This window comes from Collinsella sp. BG-O-102, from assembly GCF_023656745.1.
Lineage (GTDB): Bacteria > Actinomycetota > Coriobacteriia > Coriobacteriales > Coriobacteriaceae > Collinsella.
In genome coordinates this window covers 76882-102487 of sequence record NZ_JAMOKO010000008.1, presented here as the reverse complement: position 1 = coordinate 102487, position 25606 = coordinate 76882, and the positions used below count along the sequence as shown (strand labels likewise).

Genomic DNA, 25606 nt, shown 5'->3' with positions numbered 1-25606 from the left:
CTCTACGGGGCAGGGGCTGACGGCCGTCCGGGGCGGTCGGCCAGCGACCACCGGTACGGCTCAATCGTATAGCCGTGCAACGGAAAAGAGCCGCCCTTTCGGACGACTCAAACTGTAATGGGGCTATTTTAGCTACCCTTTGGCTGACGGTGAATGAATTAGGCCGAATGAATCTCAACCGATATATAGGGGTAGCTAAAATAGCCCCGTCCCAAATTGACTACCAATGCCGTGTCGGGCGGAAGGCAGCAACCCCCCCGTCCAAAAAAGACTAGTTATTGAAGCGTGATTGGCGGCCGAAGGAAAGGGCGCTGTCGCCGAATTTGTCTCGGACGGCGTCGATAGCGACGGAGAGGTCGCGGCGGTCGCTGGATTGGGCTCCGCGGTCATCGATCTCACAGAACAGGTCGGTCTGGATGCCGCCTTGGTGATCGAAGTCGCTCATGCCGATGCCCGCTAAGCGAACATGCATGCCTTCCTGCCAGATGTTGTCGAGCAGCTCGAGCGCTACGGCAACAAAGATATTCTCGTCATCGGTGGGGTGTGGAAGCCGCCGCTGCGCCGAGCGTCCGCTGCCATACGAGTATTTGAGCTTGAGCGTCACCGTGGCGCCCGTCAGTCCCTGACGGCGCAGGCGGCGTCCCACTGACTCTCCCAACAGCGCAATTGCCGCCTCAATATCCCCACGCTCAGTCAGATCTTTAGCAAAGGTGCGTTCATTGCTGACCGACTTGACCTCGCGCTCTTCATCGAAGCTCGTGACTTCGGAGATTTCGAGTCCCAGCGCACGCTGGCGCATGCGTTCGCCGTTGACGCCAAAAATAGAGGCCAGTGTGGACTCAGGCGCGCGCGAAAGCTCGCCGAGGGTGTAGATGCGCATGCGGCGCAGTCGCTCCTCGGCCGAGCGCCCGATGCCGCTCATGGCAGATACCGGCAGTGCGGCCAAAAAGCGCTGCTCGGTTCCGGGGCGCACGATGGTCAGCCCAAACGGCTTATCCCGCTCGCTTGCGATCTTTGCGACCGTCTTGTTGCAGCCCACGCCAATGGAGCACGTCACTCCCAGCGCTGCCACGCGGTCGCTTATACGCCGCGCAACCAGCATCGGGTCTTCGGGCGCAAAGCGGCCCGGTGTGATATCGATAAAGGCTTCGTCGATGGATACGCGCTCAACGCGCGGGGTCTCGTCGGCGAGAATCGCCATGACCTGCGCGCTCACCTCGCGGTAGCGATCAAAGTGCCCATGCGTCCAAATGGCTTGCGGGCATAAGCGCCGCGCCTCGGCCGAGGCCATGGCAGAGTGCACGCCAAAGCGACGTGCCTCATACGAACACGTGGACACGACGCCACGCGAATCGGCGTCTCCGCCCACGATGAGCGGCTTTCCTCGCCATTCGGGATGATCGAGCATCTCCACGCTCGCAAAAAACGCATCGAGGTCCATGAGGCCCACCGCCGGACCCGTCCAGGGAGGCGGCGTGACGCCCGTGGCATCCTCATAACCGTATGTATGTTCGCGTCTTTCCATGTCATGAGTATACCGCGCAGCTCATGTGGGGTGCGTGTATGTGCTTGCAAATCCCGAATTCTTGTCTAAGATATGGATTTGCCCTCGACTACACCGAAGAAGTTGGTCTCACGGACTTCACCTGCCCGCGTCGATGGCGTATTATGTTCAACTGTTTGTTTGTAGTTGCAGCCTAAAGCTGCTTGGTTGGAGGAGTTTCCTTTGGCAGTCAAGATTCGCCTTGCTCGTCACGGCGCTAAGAAGCGTCCGTACTACCGTGTCGTCGTCGCCGATTCCCGCGCCCCGCGTGACGGTCGTATCATCGAGGAGGTTGGCCGCTACAACCCGATGACCGCCCCCAAGACCATCAACCTCGACCTCGAGAAGATCGCCGACTGGCAGTCCAAGGGCGCTCAGCTCACCGACGCCGTCGCCGCTCTGGTCAAGGCCGCCAACGAGGGCGAGAAGACTGAGACCGTCGTCAAGAAGTCCAAGAAGCAGCTCGCCAAAGAGGCCGAGGCCGCTAAGGCTGCCGCTGAGGCCGCTGAGGGCGCCGAGGAGTAAATCGTGCCTGAGGTTGACGCTGCACAGCTCGAGGGTGAGGCAATGCTCTCAGATCGCATCGCCGATCTCGTCGAATATCTCGTTGTTCAGATCGTCGACGACCCGGATTCCGTGAGCCTTGAGGTCATCGATGGTGACGACGCCTCTACGATTGAGGTTTCGGTCGCCGAGGATGACGTCGCTAAGGTCATCGGCCGTCGTGGCCGTACCATCAAGGCCATTCGCACGCTCGCCCGTGCACTGGCCGCTCGCCTCGACACTGCTGTCGAGGTAGAGGTTCTGGGCTAGGACCTTGAGGTCCCAGTACAAAAACATCGCCCGTGTGGTCAAGCCGCACGGAAGGAAGGGGGAGGTCCTCGCGCAGCCGCTGCGGGGGCTTCCTTCTGTATTAGAGCCGGGTATGCGCGTCTCCCTGACGCCGCCGGCGCTCAAGCGCGACCGCTTTTGCACGGTCGTGTCCGTCACCGATACGGGCGATGGCGATCTGGTCTCGTTTGAGGGCATTGACGACTTGACGGCCGCCGAGGGCATCACGGGATGCTACGTGCTGGCAAATCGTGACGACTTTGAGCTCGACTCGCTCGACGCTGCCTATACCGACCTGATGGGTCGCGAGGTGGTCGACGAGCGCTTCGGTTCGCTTGGCACGATCGTCGAGATCATGTCAACGCCCGCTAACGATGTTTGGGTTGTCGAGGGCGATCGGTACGGCGAGGTACTGATTCCCGTGATCGAGCAGGTCGTGCTCGATCTTCCCGACACAGGAACAATTTCCGTCCACGTTATGGACGGCCTGATCGATATGGACAAGTAGGGAGGACAACATGCTGATCGAGACCCTTTCGGTCTTTCCCGAGATGTTTGAGCCCGTCATGTCCACGTCGATTTTGGGCCGCGCCCGCAAGGCCGGCCTTTTTGATTTTAAGGCGTATAACCTGCGCGACTGGACGCACGACCGCCATCGTACCGTCGATGACGAGCCGTACGGCGGCGGGCAGGGCATGCTCATGAAGGTCGAACCTATTGCCGAGGCGATCGAGGCCATCAGCTCTGAGGGTCCCAAGCCCACTGTGGTGTTCTTTACCCCCTGTGGCGAGCCTTTTACGCAGCATGTGGCCGAGCGCCTGCTCAAAAGTGAGCGCCTGCTGTTTGTGTGCAGCCGTTACGAGGGCGTCGACGAGCGCGCGTATGCGTATGCCGACGAGCGTCTGTCGATTGGCGACTATGTGCTTACGGGTGGCGAGCTACCCGCCATGGTCGTTGCCGATGCCGTCGTACGTCTCATCCCCGGCGCCCTGGGCGACGAGATGAGCAACGTCGACGAGTCGTTCTCGACCGCCGAGGACGGAGGACTGCTCGAGTACGCGCAGTACACCCGTCCTGCCGAGTTCAACGGCGAGGGCGTGCCGCCGGTGCTCGTGAGTGGCGATCATGCCAAGGTCGATGCCTGGCGTCGCAAGAACGCCATCGAGCGCACCTGCCGCTGGCGTCCCGATCTGATCGAGACGGCGCGCCTTACGCCCCAGGAGCGCGCTTACGCGCAGGAGATTTTGGACGCTGCGTATTCGCAGAGCGAGGAGTGAGAATGGTTCCATCGCAGCATTCCGCGTTGAGGGGCGCTTTTGAGTGGATCGCGGTCATCGCGATCGCGCTCGTGGCCACCTTCTTGATTCGCTCGTTTGTGGTCGAGCCCTTTGTGGTGCCCACCGGCTCCATGGAGTCCACGATCGAGATTGGCGACCAGATCCTGGCACAAAAGGTGAGCCTCGAGCTCGGTCAGCCCGTCAAGCAGGGTGATATCGTGGTGTTTCACAACCCCGATGGCACCTCCGAGCATGATGTTCTTGTCAAGCGTGTTATTGCCACGGCCGGCCAGACGGTCGACCTGCAGGATGGCAAGGTGGTCGTTGACGGCCAAGCGCTCGACGAGGACTATACGACGGGCATGAGCTGGCCACTTTCGGTCCAAGCGCCCGGCGCTCAGGTAAGCTATCCCTACACCGTTCCCGGCGGGTGCGTGTGGGTGATGGGCGACAACCGCGAAAACTCTGCCGACTCACGCTACTTTGGTCCCGTCGATCGCTCTGATTTGATCGCTGTGGCGCTTGTGCGCTACTGGCCGCTCAACCGCATCGGCGCTATCGACTAAAAACCGCTATAGTACAGTACCTAACCGTGTAATCGTTTCGACGAGGGGATATTAGAGGCATGAACGCTTCATCGCTTTCCTTCCAAGACATCATCTTGCGTCTCCAGCAGTACTGGGGCGAGCAGGGCTGCGTCATTATGCAGCCCTATGACTCCGAGGTCGGTGCCGGTACCTTCCATACCGCGACCACGCTGCGCTCGCTCGGTCCCGCCGAGTGGCGCACCTGCTATGCGCAGCCTTGCCGCCGTCCCGCCGACGGCCGCTACGGCGAGAACCCCAACCGCATGCAGCACTACTATCAGTTCCAGGTGCTTATCAAGCCCTCTCCGGTCAACGCCCAGGAGCTTTACCTGGGGTCTCTTGCCGCTATCGGTCTGGACCCCAACGACCATGACGTCCGCTTTGTCGAGGACGACTGGGAGAGCCCGACGCTCGGCGCCTGGGGCCTTGGCTGGGAGGTCTGGCTCAATGGCATGGAGGTCACGCAGTTTACGTACTTCCAGCAGGTGGGCGGTATCGAGGTCGACCCCGTGCCCGTCGAGATCACCTATGGCCTGGAGCGCATCGCCATGTATGCGCAGGGCGTCAATTCCGTCTACGACTTGGTGTGGAGCTACCTGCCCGACGGCACGCCCATGACCTATGGCGACGTGTTCCTCGAGAACGAGCGCGAGTTCAGCGCCTACAACTTTGAGGTCGCCAACGTCGAGATGATGCGTCAGAAGTTTGACGACTACGAGGCCGAGTGCCACTCCTGTCTGGAGCGCAAGCTGCCGCTGCCGGCGTACGACTGCGTCATGAAGTGCAGCCACGCCTTCAACCTGCTCGATGCCCGTGGCGCGCTGTCCGCGGTCGAGCGTGCCAACTACATCCTGCGCGTCCGCGCCGTCGCCAAGGCGTGCTGCGAGGCCTACATGGCCGAGGTCGCCGGAGTCAACGAGAATGCCGACCAGGAAGGCGAGGTGGCGTAAGCCATGGCAGACGCTAAGGATTTCCTGTTTGAGATCGGTACGGAAGAAATGCCCTCCGCACCGCTGAACAATGCCGTCAAGCAGCTTGGCACCATGATCGCCAAGGGTCTCGACGAGGCCGGTCTGGCCCACGGCGAGGTCCGCGTGATCTCGAGCCCGCGCCGCCTGGCTGCGCTCGTTGCCGACGTCGCCACCGCGACCGTCGAGGTTCACGAGGTCAAGCGCGGCCCCGCGGCAAACATTGCCTTTGATGCCGACGGTAACGCCACCAAGGCCGCCCAGGGCTTTGCCCGCAAGTGCGGTGTGGCTGCCGAGGACCTGGTCCGTCGCGAGGACACCGACGGCCGCGAGTACGTGTTCGCCGAGAAGAACATTCCCTCCGCTCCGGCTACGCCGATCCTGACGTCTCTGTGCGAGAAGACTATCGCCGGCCTGCAGTGGCCCAACTACCGCAGCCAGCGCTGGGGCCACGAGCACGCTACGTTTGTTCGTCCGGTCCGTTGGATCTGCTGCCTTTTGGGTGAGGACGTCGTGCCCGTGTCGTTTGCCGATGTGACGAGTGGCAATACCACGCGCGGACATCGCGTTCTGGGCCCCGGTGACCATGTGGTCGCCAGCCCCGCCGTCTACGAGCAGGTGCTCGAGGACGCCGGCGTGCTCTCTGCCGAGCGTCGTCGCGAGGCCATCCTTGCCGGTATCGCCGAGGTCGAGGCCGCTCGCCCCGGCTGCCATGTCGACACGCCCAAGAAGGTCTTCGAGGAGGTTATCAACCTCTGCGAGTGGCCGACGGTGCTCGTCGGTACCTTCGATGAGGAGTTCCTCAAGGTCCCGCACGAGATTATCTGCGAGTCCATGCTCACCAACCAGCGCTACTTCCCGATTTATGACGGCGAGGGCAAGCTCACGCGTGAGTTCGTAGTCGTCTCCAACAGCAAGCCCGAGAATGCCGAGCGCGTGATCGACGGCAACGAGCGCGTCGTGCGCGCCCGTCTGGACGACGCCAAGTTCTTCTATGAGGAGGACCTGAAGATCTCCCTTGACGAGTTCCGCGAGCGTCTGGCCAAGGTCGCCTTCCAGGAGAAGCTCGGTAGCGTGCTCGCCAAGTCCGAGCGTATTGAGCAGCTCGCGCTCGCCATCGCCCGCGAGGCTCACCTGGGTGCCCATCTGGCCGCCGATGCGGCTCGCGCCGCTCACCTGTGCAAGGCCGACCTGGTGTCTAACGCCGTCGTCGAGTTCACGAGCCAGCAGGGCGTGATGGGCGGTTACTACGCCATCGCGATGGGGGAGAACGACGAGGTCGCCCATGCTATCCGCGATCATTATCGTCCCCGCTTTGCCGGCGATGATCTGCCCGAGGGCACCGCTGGCTGCATCGTGGCCTGTGCTGACAAGCTCGATACCATTGCCGGTATCTTTGCCATCGGCGAGCCCCCGACCGGCTCCTCCGACCCCTATGCGCTGCGTCGTGCCGCTATCGGCATCATCAACATCCTGCGCGACCGCCTGCCGATCGACCCCACGTCGCTCATCGACTTCGCTCTCGAGCTCTACAGTGAGCAGGGCATTGAGTTCGACGCCGCCGAGGTCGCCCAGCAGGTTCGCGACTTCTTCCATGGCCGCCTGGTGAGCATGGCCCGCGACGAAAAGATCCCGGCCGATACCGTTGCCGCCGTCTCTGCGGTGCACATCATCGCCCCGTCCGTCTTCTTCGCCCGCTGCGCCGCCCTCGACGAGGCCCGCAAGAACGACGCCGAGACCTTTGACAACCTGGCGACGGCCTATGCCCGTGCCGCGCATATCTCCAAGCCCGAGCTGGGCGCGGAGTACGACCGCGCCTTGATGGGCGAGGTCGAGCTCGCGCTTGCCGATGCCTCCGAGGCTGCTCAGACCGCTGTCGACGCCGCCCTTGCTGCCGAGGATTACCCGGCCGCATTTGCCGCCCTTGCCGCCCTGCGCGCCCCCATCGACCGCTTCTTCGACGAGGTCATGGTCATGGACAAGGACGAGCAGCTTCGCGATAATCGCCTTAAGCTGCTCAACCGCTTCGAGGCCGTTTTCTCCGGTATCGCCAACATCGGTGAGCTTGCCCGCAAAAAGTAAGCCAGCCTGCGCGTAAGCGCAAAAGGAGCCCTGCATGGATTGCCCGGTCACCGCTCGTCCCACCGTTATCGTTATCTCCGACTCGCTCGGCGATACCGCTTGTGAGGTGGTGCTTGCGGCGTCCGGGCAATTTGATGAAGGGGCTTTTCGCGTTTTACGCCTGCCCAAGGTGACCTCCGTGGAGCAGGTCAAGTCATTTGTGGGCCCGCGTGTCGATGCAGACCATCGCGATATTGCCGTGTTCCATACCATTGTCGATCCGGCTCTTCGCGCCCGCGTGCTCGATTACCTGGGTATGCTGCATATCCGCTCGGTCGACCTGATCGGCCCGACGCTCGCCGTGCTATCGTCGCTCATCGGTGTGCCGCCCAAAGGCGTCGCGGGCGTGATTCACAGGACCGATGACCGCTATTTCCATCGTATCGAGGCCATGGAATATTTCGTTGAGCACGATGACGGGCGCGGTTGCGACGATTTGTCGGGTGCCGATATCGTGCTGCTGGGCGTATCGCGCACGTCCAAGACGCCGCTGTCGATGTATCTGGCTTATCAGGGCTACAAGGTTGCCAATGTTCCGTTGGCCCATGGCATGGAGCCGCCGAAGTCGATTTACGAGGTCGACCCGATGCGCCTGTTCGGCCTGATTTCGACCGTCGATGTGATTTCCGAAATTCGCGATAGCCGCTTGGGCGATGACTACGCTCGTGCCGTTGCCGGCTCCTATGCCGAGCCCGAGAGCGTGCGCAGCGAGCTTGAGGAAGCTCGTGCCCTCATGAAGCGCCTAGGCTGCTTTGTGGTTCGTACCGACGGCAAGGCGATCGAGGAGAGCGCCTCCGAGATCATAAGTCACTTGGAGGAAATCCAAGAAGCCCGTGCCCGCCGCGCCGCCCGCCGAGCCCGGCAAAGTTAACTCATTTCGGTAGCTAAAAAATACACCGTCTCAAAAAGACTACCTAAAAATAATGCACGATATTGGTAAAGCGATTTAGCAACAAACTTGCATTTGACCTGCAATTTTCTTGCAGTGGTATCTTCATAAGGTAACCACCTTTACCTACCGTTTACCGCCATATTCACCTCGTTTACCAAACCGCGCATCCTCTTCTCATGTCGGCATAAAGCCCGCCGTATAGTTCCCTCACGGCCCGTAACCGGCGGGTCGATTCGTTACCACGGTCGTGTGCGTAAGCGCATGGAAGGGGAAGTATCGTGAGCGATTGCAAGAGGGTTTATCGTTTTGGAACCGACGCCCAGGGCACCTGTGTCACTGAGGGCGACAAGTCCATGAACTTCGTGCTTGGCGGCAAAGGCGCAAACCTTGCCGAGATGAGCCGTATCGGCCTGCCGGTTCCCGGTGGCTTTACTATTACCTGCCAGACCTGTGTCGAGTACTCCGGTGCCGGCAACGTCTGGCCCGAAGGCGCACTCGATGAGATCGTTGCCGCCGAGGCTGACCTCGAGGCCCGCTGCGGCAAAAAGCTCGGCGACGCCTCCGATCCGCTGCTCGTGTCGGTTCGCTCGGGCGCTCCGTTCTCCATGCCCGGTATGATGGACACGGTCCTCAACTTGGGCCTCAACGACGATTCCGTTCAGGGTCTCATCGCCCAGACGCAAAATCCGCGTTTTGCCTGGGATAGCTACCGCCGCTTTATCCAGATGTTTTCCAACGTCGTCATGGGCGTTGATGCCGACCTGTTCGAGAACGCCCTGACCCAGGCCCGCCTGGTCGCCGGCATTCGCGTCGATTCCGAGCTTTCGGCCGAGGACCTGCAGGAACTCGTCGAGACCTTCAAGGGGATCTTCTCCGAGAACGTCGAGGCCGCCCTGTATCCCGAGCTCGAGGTTGCCGACGGCAAGCCCGTCTTCCCGCACGATCCTGAGCTTCAGCTGCGCCTTGCCATCCAGGCCGTCTTTGGCAGCTGGATGAACGAGCGCGCCTGCATCTACCGCAAACAGCACGGCATCTCCGACGAGCTCGGTACTGCCGTCAACGTCCAGGCCATGGCCTTTGGCAACAAGGGCGAGACCTCTGCGACGGGCGTCGCCTTTACGCGTAATCCGGCCGACGGCACCAAGGAGTTCTACGGTGACTTTTTGGTTAATGCCCAGGGCGAGGACGTCGTCGCCGGCATCCGCAACACCGAGCCCATTGGCGACCTCAAGGCCACCCCGGGCCTCGAGTCTGCAGGTGAAGAGCTCGAGCGCGTGTTCCTGACGCTCGAGGACCATTACCGCGATATGTGCGACATCGAGTTCACCATTGAGCAGGGCAAGCTCTGGATGCTTCAGACCCGCGTGGGTAAGCGCACTGCTACCGCAGCCCTGCGCATCGCTATCGAAATGGTCGAGGAAGGCCTGATCACCCGCGAAGAGGCCGTGAGCCGCATCGATCCTGCGCAGCTCGACCAGCTCCTTCACCCGCAGTTCGACGCCTCCAAGAAGTACGAGGTTCTGGCCAGCGGTCTTAACGCCAGCCCCGGTGCCGCCGTGGGCGAGGTCGTGTTCTCGAGCGATGACGCCGTCGCGCGCGCCAACGAGGGTCACAAGGTTATCCTGGTCCGCTGGGAGACCAACCCCGACGACCTGAAAGGCATGGTCGCCGCCGAGGGCATTCTGACAAGCCACGGTGGCAAGACGAGCCATGCCGCCGTTATCGCCCGCGGCATGGGTACGCCCTGCGTCTGCGGCGTTGAACGCTTCCACATCGACGCCGCCGAGAAGGTCGTGCGCATCGAGGGCAGCGACCGCGTATTGCACGAGGGCGATGTCATCTCCATCGACGGCACCCAGGGCATCGTCGTCGATGGCGCTGTCGACCTGGTCTCCGCCGAGCTTACCGGCGACCTGGACACTATCCTGTCCTGGGCCGACGAGATTCGCCTGGACGAGACCGATGGCCACGCCAACCACGTGCGCGTCAACGCCGACAACCCTGAGGACGCTGAGCTCGCCCTCGGGTTTGGTGCCGAGGCCATCGGCCTGTGCCGCACCGAGCACATGTTCCTGGGCGACCGTAAGAACATCATCCAGAGCTTTATCCTGTCTGACGATGAGACCGTGAAGCAGCAGACCCTGGCCGACCTGCTCAAGGTTCAGACCGAGGACTTCCTGGCGATGTTCAAGACTATGTCCGGTCGCGACGTGGTCGTTCGCCTGCTCGATCCGCCGCTTCATGAGTTCCTGGATAATCCTCGCGAGCTCGAGGTCGCCATCACCAAGAAGGAAGCCGCTGGCGCCAGCGAGGAAGAGCTTGCCGTCCTGCGCACCCGCCTGCGTCGTATCGACGGCATGGTCGAGTCGAACCCCATGCTCGGCCTACGCGGCGTGCGCCTGTCCGTCGTCTTTAGCGATCTGCCGCTCATGCAGGTCCGTGCCGTGGCAACGGCTGCTGCCCGCCTTATCAAGGAAGGCGTCGACCCGCGTCCCGAGATTATGGTCCCGCTCGTCTCCATCACGGCGGAGCATGTCCAGACCCGCGAGGTCATCGAGCGCGTGATCGCCGAGGTTTCCGCCGAGGAAGGCGTCGAGCTCAATATTCCCGTGGGCACGATGCTCGAGCTGCCGCGTGCCTGCATGGTCGCCGACGAGATCGCCCATCATGCCGACTTCTTCTGCTTTGGCACCAACGACCTCACGCAGACGACCTTCGGCTTCTCCCGCGACGATGCCGAGGCCAAGTTCATCCCGCTGTACATGCACAAGAAGATCTTGAAGGATAACCCCTTCGAGACCATCGACTCTGCGGTACTCGAGCTGGTGCGCATGGCCGTCGAGAAGGGTCGCGCCACCAACCCCGGCATGCACTTTGGCGTGTGTGGCGAGCACGGCGGCGACCCCAAGTCCATCAAGGGCCTGTTTAACGTGGCCGATGTGGACTATGTGTCCTGCTCGCCCTACCGCGTGCCCCTCGCACGCCTGGCTGCCGCCCAGGCCAAGCTCGAGGCGAAGCGCTCCGCCTAACGTTTTGGGTATAGACGCCTAGCGTAGCCCCCTTCATGCCGCCCGCCTCATTCGTGAGGCGGGCGGTTATCATGTGCGGGTTTTGTCTTTTTGTCTGCGTAAAAAATTGTTCTTGCAGCAGAAACCCGCGCGTGTATACTCGAATACGTTTGTTCAACTACGTGCCGGCCAAGGTGGTACGGCACCTCTAGAAGAGTAAGGAATTGCACATGGATTACATCCGCGCAATCGAGCGTCAGCAGATCCGCGAGGACATTCCTCAGGTTCGCGTCGCCGACAACGTCAAGGTTCACTACCGCATTAAGGAAGGCGACCGCGAGCGCATCCAGGTCTTCCAGGGCGACGTCATCCGCATGGCCGGCGCCGGTTCCCGCGAGACCTTCACCGTCCGCAAGATGTCCTTCGGTGTCGGTGTTGAGCGTACCTTCCCGCTTCACAGCCCCAAGATCGCCAAGCTCGAGGTCGTTCGTCATGGTCGCGTCCGTCGTGCCAAGCTGTACTACCTCCGCGACAAGGTGGGCAAGGCTGCTCGCATCCCCGAGAAGCGCTAAGAAGATCGCAGCGTCTGTCCACTCGTTTGGACACAAGGGTCACCTTCGGGTGGCCCTTCTTTTTATCTGATTTGCATGCAAGGAGGGCCTGGTATGGCCAACATGACGAGCTCGGTTTCGGCATCGCAGGTTGCCGGTGAGTTGGCGAGCGCCACGTTTGAGGAGATTCCCGCCCTCGTGGAGCATTATCGCGAGGACCCGCGCCAGCAGGTGATCAAGGCTTGCGAACGCGCCCTCAAACGCCATGCCAAAGAGCTTGCCGAGCGCGAGCGCGTCAATGACATGTACGAGCTTATGCATGAGCTTGGCGGCGATGGAGTGGTCGTTGGTGTCGACGAGGTGGGTCGCGGATCGGTGGCCGGTCCTTTGACGGTATGCGCTGTCTGCCTTCCTATGGAGCCGCGCGTCTGGGGCATCAACGATTCCAAAAAGCTCACGCCGGCGCGCCGCGAGTTGCTCTCAGTGAAGATTGCCGAGGTGGCGACGGCGATCGGTTTTTGCCATATCGCGCCTAAGGATATCGATGAGATGGGCATGGCCCGTGCTATCCGTACCGCCGTTGCGGGCGCCGTGGCCGATACGGGGCTCGAGCCCGATTGCGTGCTTATGGATGGCAACCCCTTGGGCGCCGTTCCTAACGAGCGCGATGTGGTGAAGGGCGATGCCAAGATCGCCTGCATCGCCGCGGCGTCCATCATGGCCAAGGTCACGCGTGACGAGATGATGGTCGAGTACGACGCCGAGTATCCCGAGTACCATCTGGCCGAGTCGAAGGGCTATGCGAGCCCCGAGCACATCGAGGCCATTCGCAAACATGGACTTTGTCCGCTGCACCGCGTGAGCTTTTGCGGAAACTTTCTGCAGACTGAGCACCTTTTCTAAGCCAATTGTGGAGACAGGGACCTCTGGGGTTTTATAAACCTGCTGGTAGCGGGCCGTATGCAACACCATTGTTGCGTACGGCCCGTTTTTTGACGGCATTTGGTCAGCTTTTGGTTTGCTTCCGGTACTTACCCGCATGAAAGGTGCCCTCATCATCGGGGCAATGCAGTGTGCGGGAAAGGAGACCCCATGAGTGCCGCAAGCAAAAAGAGCAAGACGCAGCAGCTCAAGGAGCGTTGGGAAAACGGCGAGCTCGACTCCGGGGCGATGACGCCCGAGTTTATCAAGGGACTCAGTCCCCGCGAGCTAGGCATGCTGGGCGAGCTGATCACCATCGACTACTTTAACGAGCGCGGCTACACCTTGCTGGAGCAGGGCTATCGCTGCACCGAGGGCGAGGCCGATCTGGTGCTGCTCGATGAGCTCGACGATGTCGTGGTGATGGCCGAGGTCAAGACCAGACGCGTTTCGCTGGATTGCACCACGCGGGTCTTTCCCGAGGAGGCCGTGGACGCCCAAAAGCAACGCCGCTACCGCCGCATCGCAAGTTGCTATCTCATGGAGCATTATCCGCTCAAGGCGATTCGCTTCGATGCTGTGGGTGTCACCATCCGCGGCGGGCATATCGCCGAGATCGAGCATCAGTACAACGCGTTCGATTGGCAGGTGTCGTGATGGCGTTCGAGACGTTTGCCGTTCACGCGGCCTGCATCCGCGGCGTCGAGGCGATTCACGTCACGGTCGAGGTCTCGCTTGCCGGTGGCGTTCCGGGCATCCAGATGCTCGGCATTCCGAGTATGGAGGTGATGGAGTCACGCGGTCGTATTCGCTGCGCGATGCGCTCCGCCGGGTTCGAGATCCCGCGCTCGGGCATTACCGTTAACCTGGCACCCGGCGATATCCGCAAGACCGGTAGCGGCTTTGACCTGCCCATCGCCATCGCGGTTCTAGCGGCCGATGAGCAGATTCCCCGTGACAACCTCGATCGCTGCCTTATCGCAGGTGAGCTTGGTCTGGACGGTACGGTGCTTCCCGTCAAGGGCGAGGTGGCGTTTCAGCTATTGGCTCGTGACATGGGGCTGTCTTTTATCGCCGGCAGGTCCGACCAGCATGTGCCACTCGCGGGCGTAGATTGCGGCTTTATCGACCATCTGTCTCAGCTTGCTCACGGCATGGGCGATGCCGCACGGCACTACTTGGATTCCGAGGGTGTCGAGGCGACCTTTGAGCCCGAGCTCGACTATGCAGACGTGCTGGGGCAGGAAGTCGCTAAACGCGGCATGGCGCTTGCGGCGGCAGGAGAACTCGGCTTGCTCATGATCGGGTCTCCGGGATCGGGCAAGACGATGCTCGCACGCCGTATGACCGGCATCCTGCCCGAGCTTTCCGTTGAGGATCAGCAGGAGGCACTGTGCATCCATTCGGTTTTGGGTGAGAACATTGATGGCTTGTTGGCGGGGCACCGCCCCTTCCGCAGTCCCCACCACAGTATTTCGACCGCAGGCCTTATCGGCGGCGGGCGCCCGGTGCACCCGGGTGAGATCAGCCTTGCTCATGGCGGCGTGCTCTTTTTGGACGAGCTTGCCGAGTTTCCCACTGGCGTGCTGCAGACGCTGCGTCAGCCCATCGAGCGCGGCTACGTGAGGATCGTACGCGTCGACGGGGCTTTTACCTTCCCGTCGCGCTTTCAGCTGCTGGCTGCGAGCAATCCCTGCCCCTGCGGCTTTTTGGGCGATCGCGAGGTGCCGTGTCGCTGCTCGGCGGCGATGGTCGAGCGCTATCGGTCTAAACTGCGCGGTCCTTTGGCCGACCGTATCGACATGATGATCGATGTGACCCGTCCCGACCCTCAAGTGATTATCGAGGGTGCGGAGGGCATGTCGTCGGCCGAGTTACGTGACTACGTTGTGCGCGGTCGCGCCTTTCGCGCTTGGCGCGAATCCCGCATGGAAGATGCGGATGCCGAGGCCGAGGATGACGAGACTCGGTCCATTGACGGCGTCGTTTCGACCTTTGAGCTCGATGATGCGGCGGAGAAGTGTGTGCTCGGCCTGTCGAAGCGCACGCATCTCACAGGGCGTGGCATCGTGCGCCTTGTTCGCATTGCGCGCACGATCGCAGATGTCGCCGAGAGCGAGCAGGTGACGCAGGACCACGTGCTCGAGGCGGCGATGTACCAGGGAAGGAGGGACCAATGATGGCTGAGGGGACCTTCGAGCTGCATCCAGGTGACGCGTTGTATCCCGAGACCGTTTTGGAGCTTTCTGATGTACCTCAGACGCTCTATGTGCGCGGCAACCCCGAGGCGCTTTCGACGCCCGCGCTCTCCATCATCGGTGCGCGAAAGGCCTCGCCGTATGGTCTTGCCGTGGCAGAGCTTGCGGCGAAGGTGGCGGTTGAGGCGGGAGTGACGGTAGTTTCGGGCGGTGCGGTCGGTTGTGACCAGGCCTCGGGTTGGGCTGCGGTCAACGCCGGCGGCAAACACGTCGTGGTGCTGGGGACGGGCGCCGACGTGGTCTACCCGCGTTCGAGCGCGGGGCTTATTACTCGCACGCTCGATACGGGTGGCGCGGTCGTGTCGATCTCTCCGTGGGGCATGGGTCCGCGCAAGTTTGCCTTTCCGCGTCGCAATCGCGTGATCGCGGCCCTGTCGCAAGCCCTCTTTGTATCCGAGGCGGGTATGCCTTCCGGGACGTTTTCTACAGCCGAGGCTGCTATGGATTTGGGGCGCGAACTTCTTGCCGTGCCGGGGTCGATCCTATCGCCCGAGTCGCGTGGCACGAATTACCTCATTGCGAACGGTGCCTGCTGCATTGTCGACGAGGAGTCCATCGAGATGGCTATCTCTCGCATATACGGCACCCTGCGCTACTCGCGCCCCGATGCTCCCGGCATTGCCGACCTGAATCCAACACAGCAGACCGTGATGCATGCGCTCATCGCCTCTCCGCTCAAGGTCGACGACATCGCGGCGCTCGTCTCACTCGATGCTGTCGGCGTACTCAAACTCTTGGGTTCGCTTGAACTCGAGGGCCTTATCGAGCGCATGATGGATGGAAGGTATGCGCCCTCCAAGTTTGCCCTTCACGCCCAGACGCCCTTCGGTCACAATGGAAAACGTGTCAATTAGAAAGGTGTTTGCAGATGCAGTTCGATCAGGTGACGGTTATCGGTGGCGGTCTGGCGGGTTCGGAGTGCGCGATCCAGCTGGCAGACCGCGGGTTTGCCGTAAAGCTGTGCGAGATGCGCCCCCAGGTGAGCTCCCCGGCCCACCATACCGATCACCTGGCAGAGCTCGTCTGCTCCAATTCGTTTAAGTCGACCCGTCCGGATTCTGCGGCTGGTTTGCTGAAGGCCGAGCTTGAGCGCATGGGTTCAGTCCTGCTCGATTGCGCCCATCGCGCCGCTGTTCCCGCCGGTGGTGCCTTGGCGGTCGACCGCGTCAAGTTTTCCGAGCTTGTCGAGGCCGAGGTTGCCGCCCGCCCCAATATCGAGGTCGTTCACGGCGAGGTCACCCAGATCCCCGAGGGCCACGTGGTCATTGCCGCGGGCCCGCTGTGTTCACCGGCGCTGAGCGAAGAGGTCATGAAGCTCGTCGGTGGCGACGCCCTTGCGTTCTTCGATGCCGCGGCGCCGATCGTCGATGCCTCCACGCTCGATATGGACGTGCTGTTTTCGCAGTCGCGCTACGAGGAGCAGGGGAGCGGCGACTATCTCAACGCTCCGCTCAACAAGGAGGAGTACGAGGCCTTTATCGAGGCGCTTACCACGGCCGACCGCGTGGTGCTCAAGGATTTTGAGGGCGGCGATCTGTTCCAGGCCTGCCAGCCTGCCGAGGAAGTTGCGCGCACCGGCAAGGACGCCATTCGCTTTGGCGCCATGAAGCCCGTCGGCCTCACCGACCCGCGTACCGGACGTCGCCCTTGGGCGGCGATTCAGCTGCGTGCCGAGAACAAGGAGAAGACCGCCTATAACCTGGTGGGCTTCCAGACCAACCTGACCTTTGGCGAGCAGAAGCGCGTCTTCCATATGGTGCCGGGCCTGGAGAACGCTGAGTTCTTCCGCTACGGCGTCATGCACCGCAATACCTTTGTCGACGCCCCGCACGTGCTCGATGGCACCTTTGCCGTGCCTGGTACCGGCGTGCGCCTGGCCGGTCAGATCACCGGCACCGAGGGGTACATGGAAGCCGTGGCGACCGGTCTGCTCGCGGCGCTCAACACCTATGCCGAGGCTATCGGCGCCGCGGGCGTCGAGTTGCCCCGCGTGGGCGCCCTGGGCGCGCTCGTGGGCTATGCGACCGATCCTGCCACCGTGGGCTACCAGCCCATGCATGTCAACTTTGGCCTGGTGCCGCCACTCGAGGATGGTAAGCGCCGCAGCAAGCGCGACCGCTACCAGGCCTATGCGGACCGTGCGCTCGAGGCCCTTGACGCCTATCTGGCTACTCGCCCCGATCTGTTTGGAGGCGACCGGTCATAGCCTTTGACCTGTACGACACCGTCGACTCGTTTATCGCCTATATCGCACGCGTCGAGGGACTTTCTCCCAACACGGTGACGGCCTATGGCTCGAGGCTGGAGCGCTTTGCTGCCTGGTGCGAACGCGAGGGCATCGACGCTCGCGCCGCCGACGTACGGACCGTTCGTTCCTATTTGGCCGAGCTGTCGCGTGGCCAGGTGGCGGCTCGGACCCTTGCGGCACACCTGTCTGCCATTCGCTCACTCTATCGGTGGATGGCTGTCGAGGGGATTGTCGAGGGCGATGCGGTCTCGGCGATCGCATCGCCCAAGCTGCCGCGCGACCTGCCGGGCGTCCTTACGACTCAACAGGTGGAGGCACTCCTCAAAGCCCCCGATACCTCAACACCCGCGGGACTGCGCGATGCGGCGATGCTTGAGTTGCTCTATGCCTCGGGTGCCCGCATCTCAGAGCTTGCGGCGCTCGATGTGGAATCCATCTCATGGTCCGAGCGCACGCTGCGCCTGTGGGGCAAGGGGAGCAAAGAACGTATCGTCCCCCTGTATCGTCGTGCGCTCGAGGTGACTCGTTTCTATATTGAGGAGGGGAGGCCGGTGTTGCTCGCTCAGGCAAAGCGCCGTGACCCCGCCACCGGGCCACATCCGCTGCTTATATCGGTGCGCGGCAATCGCATGAGTGCCGCCATGCTCAGGCGGCGGTTCCATACGCTGGCGACGCTCGCCGGCATTCCGGCCGACATCGCCCCGCATGCGATGCGCCATACCTTTGCGACCGACTTGCTCGAGGGCGGTGCGGACCTGCGCTCGGTTCAAGAGCTGCTGGGCCATGCGAGCCTGTCCACGACGCAGATTTACACACATCTCACACCCGATCGGCTCAAACGTGCCGTGGCTCAAGCCCATCCCCGCGGCGAATAGTGGCTGGGACGTCCCGCGCCGCACCGAGGTGTGTGGTTTTGATTGCGGGTTGGCAGGAAGAAGCATTCCTGCTATCATTCATCGGGTTGCTTCACGGCAACATGTTTTTATCACGCACGCGCGGCTACTTCATACCGTGGTGCCCGGGCTTTGGTAGCACATGTCCGGGTTGGTTTTGGAGGATGACCCCGCGCGGAGGCAAACCACAGGAGGTTTAACATGGCTACCAAGATTAATATCCGCACCCTGCTCGAGGCCGGCTGCCACTTCGGTCACCAGACCCGTCGCTGGAACCCCAAGATGAAGCCGTTCATCTTTGGTGAGCGCAACGGCATCTACATCCTCGACCTCAAGCAGACCATCCTCGACGCCGACCAGGCCTATACCTTCGTCAAGAACGTCGCTAAGGGCGGCAACGTGCTGTTCGTCGGCACCAAGAAGCAGGCTCAGGAGGCCGTCAAGAACGCTGCTGAGCGCGCCAACATGCCTTACATCAACCAGCGTTGGCTCGGCGGTATGCTGACCAACTTCGTCACCATCCGCTCCCGCATCAACCGCATGGAGGAGCTCGAGGCCATGGTCGAGGACGGCCGCATGGCTGTTCTGCCCAAGAAGGAGCAGGCTGTTCTCGGCAAGGAGCTCACCAAGCTCCAGACCAACCTCGGTGGCGCCCGCGACATGAAGGGTCTGCCCCAGGCTCTCTTCGTCATCGACACCAAGCGCGAGGAGAACGCCATCAAGGAGGCTCAGCGCCTGAACATCCCCGTCGTCGCCCTGATCGACACCAACTCCGATCCCGACGAGGTCGAGTACGGCATCCCCTGCAACGATGACGCTATCTCCGCTGTCACCCTTATGTGCGAGCTCATGGCTGACGCCTGCCTCGCTGGCTCCGGCAAGGAGCAGGTCTCCGAGGCCGAGATGGCCGCTGAGCCCAAGGCCGAGTAAATCAGTCTTAGTTAATTCTTTTTCATCTCTTTGAAAGGAACCACAATGGCCCAGATTACCGCCGCTATGGTCAAGCAGCTCCGCGAGATGACCGACTCCCCGATGATGGAGTGCAAGAAGGCTCTCGTCGAGGCTGACGGCGACATGGACGCCGCTGTCGACGTTCTGCGTAAGAACGGCCTTGCCAAGGCTGCCAAGAAGGCTGGCCGTGAGACCAACGAGGGCGCTGTCGCCGCGTTCGTCTCCGAGGATGGCAAGACCGGCGCTCTGCTCGAGCTCTCCTGCGAGACCGACTTCGTTGGCTCCAACGCCAAGTTCACCGGCTTTGCTTCCAAGGTCGCTGAGGTTGTCGCTACCACTGAGCCTGCTGACGTCGACGCTCTGCTCGAGAAGCCGATGGGCGAGGAGACCGTTTCCTCCGAGCTCACCGAGATGATTCACATCATGGGCGAGAACATGAAGATCTCCCGCTTCGCTGCCCGCAAGGCCGAGAACGGCGCGCTCGCTTCTTACATCCACATGGGTGGTAAGATCGGCGTCCTCGTCGAGTTCGCCTTCGAGAAGGCCGAGACCGCTCAGGCTGAGTCCTTCAAGACCTTCGCTCACGACGTTGCCCTTCAGGTTGCTGCCGTCGCCCCGATCTGCGCTACCCGCGATCAGGTTCCGGCCGAGACCGTCGAGCACGAGAAGCAGATCTACATGGCCCAGGCTGCCGAGTCCGGCAAGCCCGAGGCTATCCAGGAGAAGATGGCTGTCGGCCGTCTGGAGAAGTTCTACAAGCAGTCCGTGCTCACCGAGCAGGAGTTCATCAAGGACAGCTCCCTCACCATCAAGAAGTACGCTGAGCAGGTCTCCAAGGAGCTCGGCGACACCATTACCGTCGTTGCCTTTGACCGTCTGGTCCGTGGCGAGTAAATAAGCTCTTGTAGCTGGTAATGAGCAGGCTGTGGGTTTTACTCACAGCCTGCTTTTTCATGGCTCTTATCAGAGCCTTTGATATCATATTGAGAGTCTAATTAAAGGAGGATCGCTTTGTCCGACATCCGATATAAACGCGTGCTTCTTAAGCTTTCCGGCGAAGCACTGATGGGCGACGGCCAATATGGCATCGACCCCAAGGTTACCGACCATCTTGCCAAGCAGGTCAAGGAGCTGCTAGCCGTTGGCCATGAGGTCGGCGTCGTTGTCGGCGGCGGCAATATTTTCCGCGGCATGGCCGGCGCTGCCGGTGGCATGGAGCGTGCTCAGGCCGATTATATGGGCATGCTCGCGACCGTTATGAACGCGCTCGCCCTGCAGGATGCCTTCGAGCACAACGATGTTCCCTGCCGCGTGATGAGCGCTATCCAGATGAACGAGATCTGCGAGCCCTATATTCGTCGTCGCGCCATCAACCACCTTTCCAAGGGCAACGTCGTTATTTTTGCTGCCGGTTCGGGCAATCCGTACTTTACGACCGACACCGCCGCGGCTCTTCGTGCGTGCGAGATCGGCGCCGAGATTCTGATTAAAGCCACCAAGGTTGACGGCATCTACGACAAAGATCCCGTCAAGTGCGCCGATGCTGTCCGTTTTGACAAGATTACCTACCACGAGGTTCTTGTCCGCGGTCTGCAGGTTATGGATTCCACGGCTACGGCACTGTGCCAGGATAACCGTATGCCGATTTTGGTCCTCAACATCGATGGCGAGGACACCGTCAAGCGCGCGCTTTCGGGTGAGCCCGTCGGCACGCTCGTCTATCAGGAGGATTAAGCATGGCAGAGAACATCACCGCCCATATGGACAAGTCGCTCGAGTCCCTCAAGCATAACTTCTCCAAGGTCCGTACCGGCCGCGCCAATGCCAACATTCTGTCCGACATCACCGTCGATTATTACGGTGTTCCCACGCCGGTCACGCAGGTTGCCGCCGTCAAGACCCCCGAGGCCCACATGCTGCTCATCGAGCCGTGGGACAAGGCACTCATCAATGCTATCGTCAAGGCCATCGGCGCTTCCGATCTGGGTATTACCCCCAACTCCGATGGCACCGTCGTTCGTCTTCCGTTCCCGGCTCCCACTGAGGAGCGCCGTCGCGAGCTCGTCAAGGAGTGCCGCGAGTACGCCGAGCAGGCCAAGGTGTCTATCCGTAACATCCGTCGCGACTTCAACAACAAGCTCGAGCGCGATGAGGAGCTCACCGAGGACGATGTCCGTCGCGAGCAGGCCAAGGTCCAGAAGCACACTGATGAGTATGTCGCCAAGGTCGAGGAGCTTCTGAAGGAAAAAGAAGCCGAGGTCATGGAGATCTAAGGTGCAATACGACGAGCATAAACTGGTCGAGTACTTTGCCGACGCCCCTGCGGGCGTCGGTTTTTCCGACCTTGACCTTAATAACATTCCGCACCATATCTCGTGCATCATGGACGGTAACGGTCGTTGGGCCACGTCGCGCGGTCTTGCACGCACCGAGGGCCACAAGGCGGGTATCGTCTCCCTGCGCGAGATCATTACCGCATGCGTGCGCTTGGGTGTCGACGTCCTTTCGGCCTATGCGTTTTCCACCGAAAACTGGAATCGTCCGCAGCACGAGGTCAACGTTTTGATGCATTTGTTTGCCAAGACGTTTATCGATGAGTTGCCGCTGCTTAAGCGCGAAAACGTTCGCGTTGTCTTTTTGGGCGATATTTCCGCACTGCCTAAGAAGACCCGCGATGTCTTTGAGCGAGGTCTTGCCGAGTGCGCCAATCACACCGGCATGACGCTGGCGCTTGCCGTCAACTACGGCGCGCGTGCCGAGATTACCCGCGCTGTCCGTCAGATCGCACTCGACGCTGCCGCCGGTAAGATCGATCCTGGCGCAATTGATGACGACATGGTGGCTTCCCACCTCTATACCGCTGGCCTTCCCGATCCTGAGCTTGTGATTCGCACTTCTGGTGAGCTGCGCCTTTCGAACTATCTGCTGTGGCAGGTGGCTTATTCCGAATTCTACGTCACCGATACCTATTGGCCCGACTTTGATCGTTGGGGCCTTGTCGACGCCATTTTGGCCTATCAGGGCCGTGACCGTAGGTTTGGTGGTCTGAGCAAGACCGAGGAGGCTTAATCGTGTCCGATCGTCCCAAGGCAATTGCTTCCAAGACATCTGAGCGCAAGGCTGTCGCTGCGGGAGCGCCCGCAGCGAAGAATGGCACCGGTTCGTGGCTTGCCGGCTTTATCACCCGTGCCGCCGCCGGTATCGTCTATGCCGTTGTCTTTATCCTGTGCCTGGTTTTGGGTATTGTGCCCACGGCCATCTTTGTTTCTGTCATGAGCGGTCTGTGCTGCTATGAGTTTTTCCGTATGACGAGGCTCGATGGCAAGATGGCTAACGAGCGCATGGGTATCGCTGCCGCCGTACTCTTTCCGCTGTCGGCGTTGGGCGATTCGATGTTGCTGAATGCCCTGCTTTTTGCCCTGATGCTCGCTGTGGGCATTTGGTATGTTTGGTCGCCGCGTACCCGCATCTCTGATGTGGCCGTGACGCTCATGGGTCCCATCTACACTGGCTTTATGCTGTCGGCTATCGTGCTGCTGCGCGATGCCGTGCCCGGTTTTGCCGGCGCCCTGCTTTCGGTGGGCGTTTGCGCGTCCCTTTGGGTCTCCGATTCGTTTGCCTACATCGTGGGTAGCCGTATCGGCAAGCACAAGATGGTTCCCAAGATCTCTCCCAAAAAGAGCTGGGAGGGGTTTGTCGGCGGCATCCTGGGTTCGGTTTTGATTTGGCTCATCCTGTGGGCGACGCACTTCTACAAGCTCAGCCTGCCCTATGCGCTGCTGTGCGGCGTGGTCGTGTCCGTCCTGGGCGTTATCGGAGACCTCATCGAGTCGCGCATCAAGCGCGGTGTGGGCGTTAAGGATTCCGGTAACCTTATCCCGGGCCACGGCGGCATGCTCGATCGTAGCGATTCGCTTATCTTTGGCTGCATTACCGCGCAGCTGCTTTTGATGATCGGAGGCGTGCTGTAATGTCCTTCCAGACGACGTATGGCCCCGATGGACGTCTCCGTGTTGCCATCCTGGGTTGTACGGGCTCTATCGGCACCCAGGCGCTCGATGTGTGCCGCCAGCATGCCGATCGCCTGCAGGTGACGGCGCTATCCGTTAACTCCAGTACCTCCGAGCTCGTTGCCGCTGCCCGCGAGTTCTCGGTTCCGGCGGTTGCCGTGGCCGATGTCGCTCATGGCGATGACGCCGTGCTGCAGGAGTTGCCCGAGGGAACGAAGCTCGGCGTTGGCGCGCAGGCGGTTTGCGAGCTCGCGCGTCGCGACGATGTCGACTGCGTGCTTGTCGCTATTGTGGGTGCCGCCGGTCTCGAGGCGAGCCATGCGGCCTTGACCTCGAATAAGCGTCTTGCCCTTGCCAACAAGGAGTCCCTCGTCGTCGGTGGCGACTTGCTTATGCCGTTGGCGCAACCGGGCCAGCTTATTCCAGTCGACTCTGAGCACTCCGCCATCTACCAGTGCTATCTGGGGGAGAACCCGCGCGAGGCTCATTGTATTTGGCTCACCTGCTCGGGCGGTCCGTTCTTTGGCCGCACGCGCGACGAGCTAGATCGCGTGACGCGTGCCGATGCCCTCGCACATCCCACGTGGGCCATGGGTGCTAAGATCACCATCGACTCCGCCACCCTCATGAATAAGGGCCTGGAGCGCATTGAGGCCATGCATCTGTTTAACTGCGACCTCGATTTCATTAACGTGGTCGTGCAGCGTCAGTCCAAGATTCACTCTATGGTCGAGTTTGCCGACGGCTCCGTGATGGCGCATCTCGGTGCTTCCGACATGCGTATTCCCATCCAGTTCGCGTTCTCGTATCCCGAGCGTTGGGATACCCCGGCGCCTCGTATCGATTTCCGCGAGCTGGGGCAGCTCACGTTTGATGCTGCCGACATGGATACCTTCCGCTGTCTGGCACTGGCCGAGCGTGCCGGCAAGACGGGTGGCACCATGCCGTGCGTGCTCAATGCCGCCAACGAGGTCGCCGTCGATGCCTTCCTGCACGATGGCTGCAGCTTTACCGATATCGATCGCATTGTGGAATCCTGCATGGATGCCCACGATATGCAGGCGGTCGATTCGTTTGAGCAGCTTCGCGACATCGATGCGTGGGCGCGTGAAAAGGCTGCGCAGGTACTCGCCGCAACCCGTTCCTAACCCATAAGGATTGCTTTTTCGTTTTATGGATACTGTTCTGAGCGTTCTCTCATCGGTCTTTTGGGGCCTGCTGATGCTTTCCGTCCTCGTGTTTTTGCACGAGGGCGGCCACTTTTTGGCGGCGCGTGCCTGCGGCGTCCGTGTGACCGAGTTCTTTTTGGGCCTGCCGTGCCGCTTTGACATCCATTACACGTCGCGTCGCATTGGAACCAAGTTTGGCGTGACCCCGCTGCTGCTGGGTGGCTACGCTGCCATCTGCGGTATGGATCCGACCGATGTCTCCTGCGCCGATCGCGTGCTCGCGGCTATCTACCGTCATGGTCGCGTGACCGTGGCCGACCTTGCTGTCGAGCTCGAGCTTTCCGAGGAGGATGTGCTCGAGGCTTGTGCTCTGTTGCTGGGCTGGGGCTCCATCGCTCCCTGGTATGAGGAAGGGGAGAAACCCTCGCCGAGCTACTATCCCACCAAGTATCAGACGCTGCCGCGAGACGCGGCGGGTTACACCACCTTTGACGGCCGCCGGTTCGATCGAGAGCATGCGACTGCCGAGGGCGATGTGTGGGAGCTGCCGTGCGGCGAGGCTGATTTCTTGGCGCAAGAGCGCTCGCACACTTATCTTGGCCAGGGCTTTCTCAAGCGCGCCTTTATGCTGTTCGCGGGCATTCTCGTCAATATCCTGACGGGTTTTTTGCTGCTTATGAGCATCTATTCCATTGCGGGCGTCACCGTGCCGATCGATACCAACGTGATCGGTCAGGTTGACGAGGGGTCTATTGCCGCCAAGGCGGGTATCGAGGCTGGTGATGCGATCCTTTCGGTTGACGGTGTATCGTGCTCCACATGGATGAACGTTTACGATGCCATCGGCAAGGCCGCCGGTAAGGACGATATCGCCATCGAGTACGAGCGTGACGGCAAGCAGCATTCGACCACGGTTGCGCTCAAAGAGGACGAGCGCCTAGGTGTGTATGCCTCTACGCAGGTAGTCCGTTTGGACCCCATCACCTCGGCGCGTCTGTCATTCTCCTATGTTGTGCAGACCGCGGAGGGCGTGATGCGCCTGCTCCAGCCGCAGCATACGATGGAGATTCTCGATCAGTCTTCTTCGATCGTGGGTATTAGCGTTATGTCCTCACAGGCTGCTGCTGCCGGTCCTGCCACATTCCTTTCGTTTGCCGCCCTCATTTCGTTCTCGCTTGGCTTTATGAACCTGCTGCCCATCCCACCACTCGATGGCGGCAAGCTGGTCATCGAGATCATTCAAAAGATTGTGGGCCGCGAGCTTCCGCTCAAGGTCCAGACGATTGTGAGCTATGTGGGCATCGCGCTCTTTGTGCTGCTGTTTGTCTATATGCTTCGTTCCGACATCCTTCGATTTATTCTGTAGGGGAGTGTTTGG

Annotated in this window: 25 protein-coding genes; 24 read left to right on the top strand and 1 reads right to left on the bottom strand. The window is 61.1% G+C overall.

Features of this window, described 5'->3' with window-relative positions:
* Positions 1–271: 271 nt before the first annotated feature.
* Positions 272–1525 (bottom strand): DNA polymerase IV, encoded by a 1254-nt coding sequence (gene dinB, locus NBH09_RS05770; protein WP_250787322.1) that lies wholly within the window; start codon positions 1523–1525, stop codon positions 272–274.
* A gap of 201 nt (positions 1526–1726) precedes the next feature.
* On the opposite strand from dinB, the gene rpsP reads away from it, so the two are divergent.
* From rpsP to NBH09_RS05650, 24 genes are all read left to right on the top strand, one after another.
* Positions 1727–2068 (top strand): 30S ribosomal protein S16, encoded by a 342-nt coding sequence (gene rpsP, locus NBH09_RS05765; RefSeq protein WP_022094749.1) that lies wholly within the window; start codon positions 1727–1729, stop codon positions 2066–2068.
* A gap of 42 nt (positions 2069–2110) precedes the next feature.
* On the top strand, positions 2111–2356 hold the full coding sequence (locus NBH09_RS05760) for a KH domain-containing protein (RefSeq protein ID WP_171021534.1): 246 nt from the start codon (positions 2111–2113) through the stop codon (positions 2354–2356).
* Positions 2357–2390: 34 nt separating this feature from the next.
* Positions 2391–2882 (top strand): ribosome maturation factor RimM, encoded by a 492-nt coding sequence (gene rimM / locus NBH09_RS05755; protein WP_250787323.1) that lies wholly within the window; start codon positions 2391–2393, stop codon positions 2880–2882.
* 10 nt (positions 2883–2892) lie between these two features.
* Positions 2893–3651 (top strand): tRNA (guanosine(37)-N1)-methyltransferase TrmD, encoded by a 759-nt coding sequence (gene trmD, locus NBH09_RS05750; protein WP_250787321.1) that lies wholly within the window; start codon positions 2893–2895, stop codon positions 3649–3651.
* A 2-nt stretch (positions 3652–3653) separates the two neighbouring features.
* Positions 3654–4217, top strand: a complete 564-nt coding sequence (gene lepB / locus NBH09_RS05745; protein WP_250787320.1) for a signal peptidase I — start codon at positions 3654–3656, stop codon at positions 4215–4217.
* Positions 4218–4276: 59 nt separating this feature from the next.
* Complete coding sequence (locus NBH09_RS05740; protein WP_006236091.1) at positions 4277–5188, top strand: glycine--tRNA ligase subunit alpha; 912 nt, start codon at positions 4277–4279, stop codon at positions 5186–5188.
* Between the two features lie 3 nt (positions 5189–5191).
* Positions 5192–7288 carry a glycine--tRNA ligase subunit beta gene (glyS, locus tag NBH09_RS05735; protein WP_250787319.1) on the top strand — a complete coding sequence of 699 codons (2097 nt, stop codon included), beginning with the start codon at positions 5192–5194 and terminating at the stop codon, positions 7286–7288.
* Between the two features lie 34 nt (positions 7289–7322).
* A complete protein-coding gene (locus NBH09_RS05730) occupies positions 7323–8198 on the top strand; it encodes a pyruvate, water dikinase regulatory protein (protein ID WP_250787318.1) in 876 nt (291 codons plus the stop codon).
* 299 nt (positions 8199–8497) lie between these two features.
* Complete coding sequence (ppdK, locus tag NBH09_RS05725; protein ID WP_250787317.1) at positions 8498–11248, top strand: pyruvate, phosphate dikinase; 2751 nt, start codon at positions 8498–8500, stop codon at positions 11246–11248.
* A 209-nt stretch (positions 11249–11457) separates the two neighbouring features.
* Positions 11458–11799 carry a 50S ribosomal protein L19 gene (gene rplS, locus NBH09_RS05720; RefSeq protein ID WP_250787316.1) on the top strand — a complete coding sequence of 114 codons (342 nt, stop codon included), beginning with the start codon at positions 11458–11460 and terminating at the stop codon, positions 11797–11799.
* Between the two features lie 93 nt (positions 11800–11892).
* Positions 11893–12681, top strand: a complete 789-nt coding sequence (gene rnhB / locus NBH09_RS05715; RefSeq protein WP_250787315.1) for a ribonuclease HII — start codon at positions 11893–11895, stop codon at positions 12679–12681.
* A 189-nt stretch (positions 12682–12870) separates the two neighbouring features.
* Positions 12871–13356, top strand: a complete 486-nt coding sequence (locus NBH09_RS05710) for a YraN family protein (protein WP_055250020.1) — start codon at positions 12871–12873, stop codon at positions 13354–13356.
* Positions 13356–14879, top strand: coding sequence for a YifB family Mg chelatase-like AAA ATPase (locus tag NBH09_RS05705; protein ID WP_250787314.1), 1524 nt, complete (start codon positions 13356–13358; stop codon positions 14877–14879). Before NBH09_RS05710 ends, NBH09_RS05705 begins: the two co-directional genes overlap by 1 nt.
* Positions 14879–15811 (top strand): DNA-processing protein DprA, encoded by a 933-nt coding sequence (locus NBH09_RS05700; RefSeq protein ID WP_117745984.1) that lies wholly within the window; start codon positions 14879–14881, stop codon positions 15809–15811. Before NBH09_RS05705 ends, NBH09_RS05700 begins: the two co-directional genes overlap by 1 nt.
* 14 nt (positions 15812–15825) lie before the next feature.
* Positions 15826–17163 carry a methylenetetrahydrofolate--tRNA-(uracil(54)-C(5))-methyltransferase (FADH(2)-oxidizing) TrmFO gene (trmFO, locus tag NBH09_RS05695; RefSeq protein WP_161144691.1) on the top strand — a complete coding sequence of 446 codons (1338 nt, stop codon included), beginning with the start codon at positions 15826–15828 and terminating at the stop codon, positions 17161–17163.
* Positions 17160–18080, top strand: a complete 921-nt coding sequence (locus NBH09_RS05690) for a tyrosine recombinase (RefSeq protein ID WP_350446087.1) — start codon at positions 17160–17162, stop codon at positions 18078–18080. Before trmFO ends, NBH09_RS05690 begins: the two co-directional genes overlap by 4 nt.
* A gap of 219 nt (positions 18081–18299) precedes the next feature.
* The gene (rpsB, locus tag NBH09_RS05685) at positions 18300–19028 is read left to right on the top strand and encodes a 30S ribosomal protein S2 (protein WP_006236109.1); all 729 of its coding nucleotides are present in this window, start codon (positions 18300–18302) and stop codon (positions 19026–19028) included.
* A 45-nt stretch (positions 19029–19073) separates the two neighbouring features.
* Entirely contained in the window at positions 19074–19943 is an 870-nt protein-coding gene (gene tsf, locus NBH09_RS05680; RefSeq protein ID WP_022094736.1) for a translation elongation factor Ts, read from the top strand.
* Between the two features lie 117 nt (positions 19944–20060).
* The gene (gene pyrH / locus NBH09_RS05675) at positions 20061–20783 is read left to right on the top strand and encodes a UMP kinase (RefSeq protein WP_035138557.1); all 723 of its coding nucleotides are present in this window, start codon (positions 20061–20063) and stop codon (positions 20781–20783) included.
* Between the two features lie 2 nt (positions 20784–20785).
* Positions 20786–21322 carry a ribosome recycling factor gene (gene frr / locus NBH09_RS05670; protein ID WP_006236112.1) on the top strand — a complete coding sequence of 179 codons (537 nt, stop codon included), beginning with the start codon at positions 20786–20788 and terminating at the stop codon, positions 21320–21322.
* A gap of 1 nt (position 21323) precedes the next feature.
* A complete protein-coding gene (gene uppS / locus NBH09_RS05665; protein ID WP_055309876.1) occupies positions 21324–22118 on the top strand; it encodes an undecaprenyl pyrophosphate synthase in 795 nt (264 codons plus the stop codon).
* A gap of 2 nt (positions 22119–22120) precedes the next feature.
* Positions 22121–23020, top strand: coding sequence for a phosphatidate cytidylyltransferase (locus NBH09_RS05660; RefSeq protein ID WP_250787312.1), 900 nt, complete (start codon positions 22121–22123; stop codon positions 23018–23020).
* The gene (gene dxr, locus NBH09_RS05655; protein WP_250787311.1) at positions 23020–24207 is read left to right on the top strand and encodes a 1-deoxy-D-xylulose-5-phosphate reductoisomerase; all 1188 of its coding nucleotides are present in this window, start codon (positions 23020–23022) and stop codon (positions 24205–24207) included. Before NBH09_RS05660 ends, dxr begins: the two co-directional genes overlap by 1 nt.
* 25 nt (positions 24208–24232) lie before the next feature.
* Entirely contained in the window at positions 24233–25594 is a 1362-nt protein-coding gene (locus NBH09_RS05650) for a M50 family metallopeptidase (protein ID WP_250787310.1), read from the top strand.
* Positions 25595–25606 lie beyond the last annotated feature (12 nt).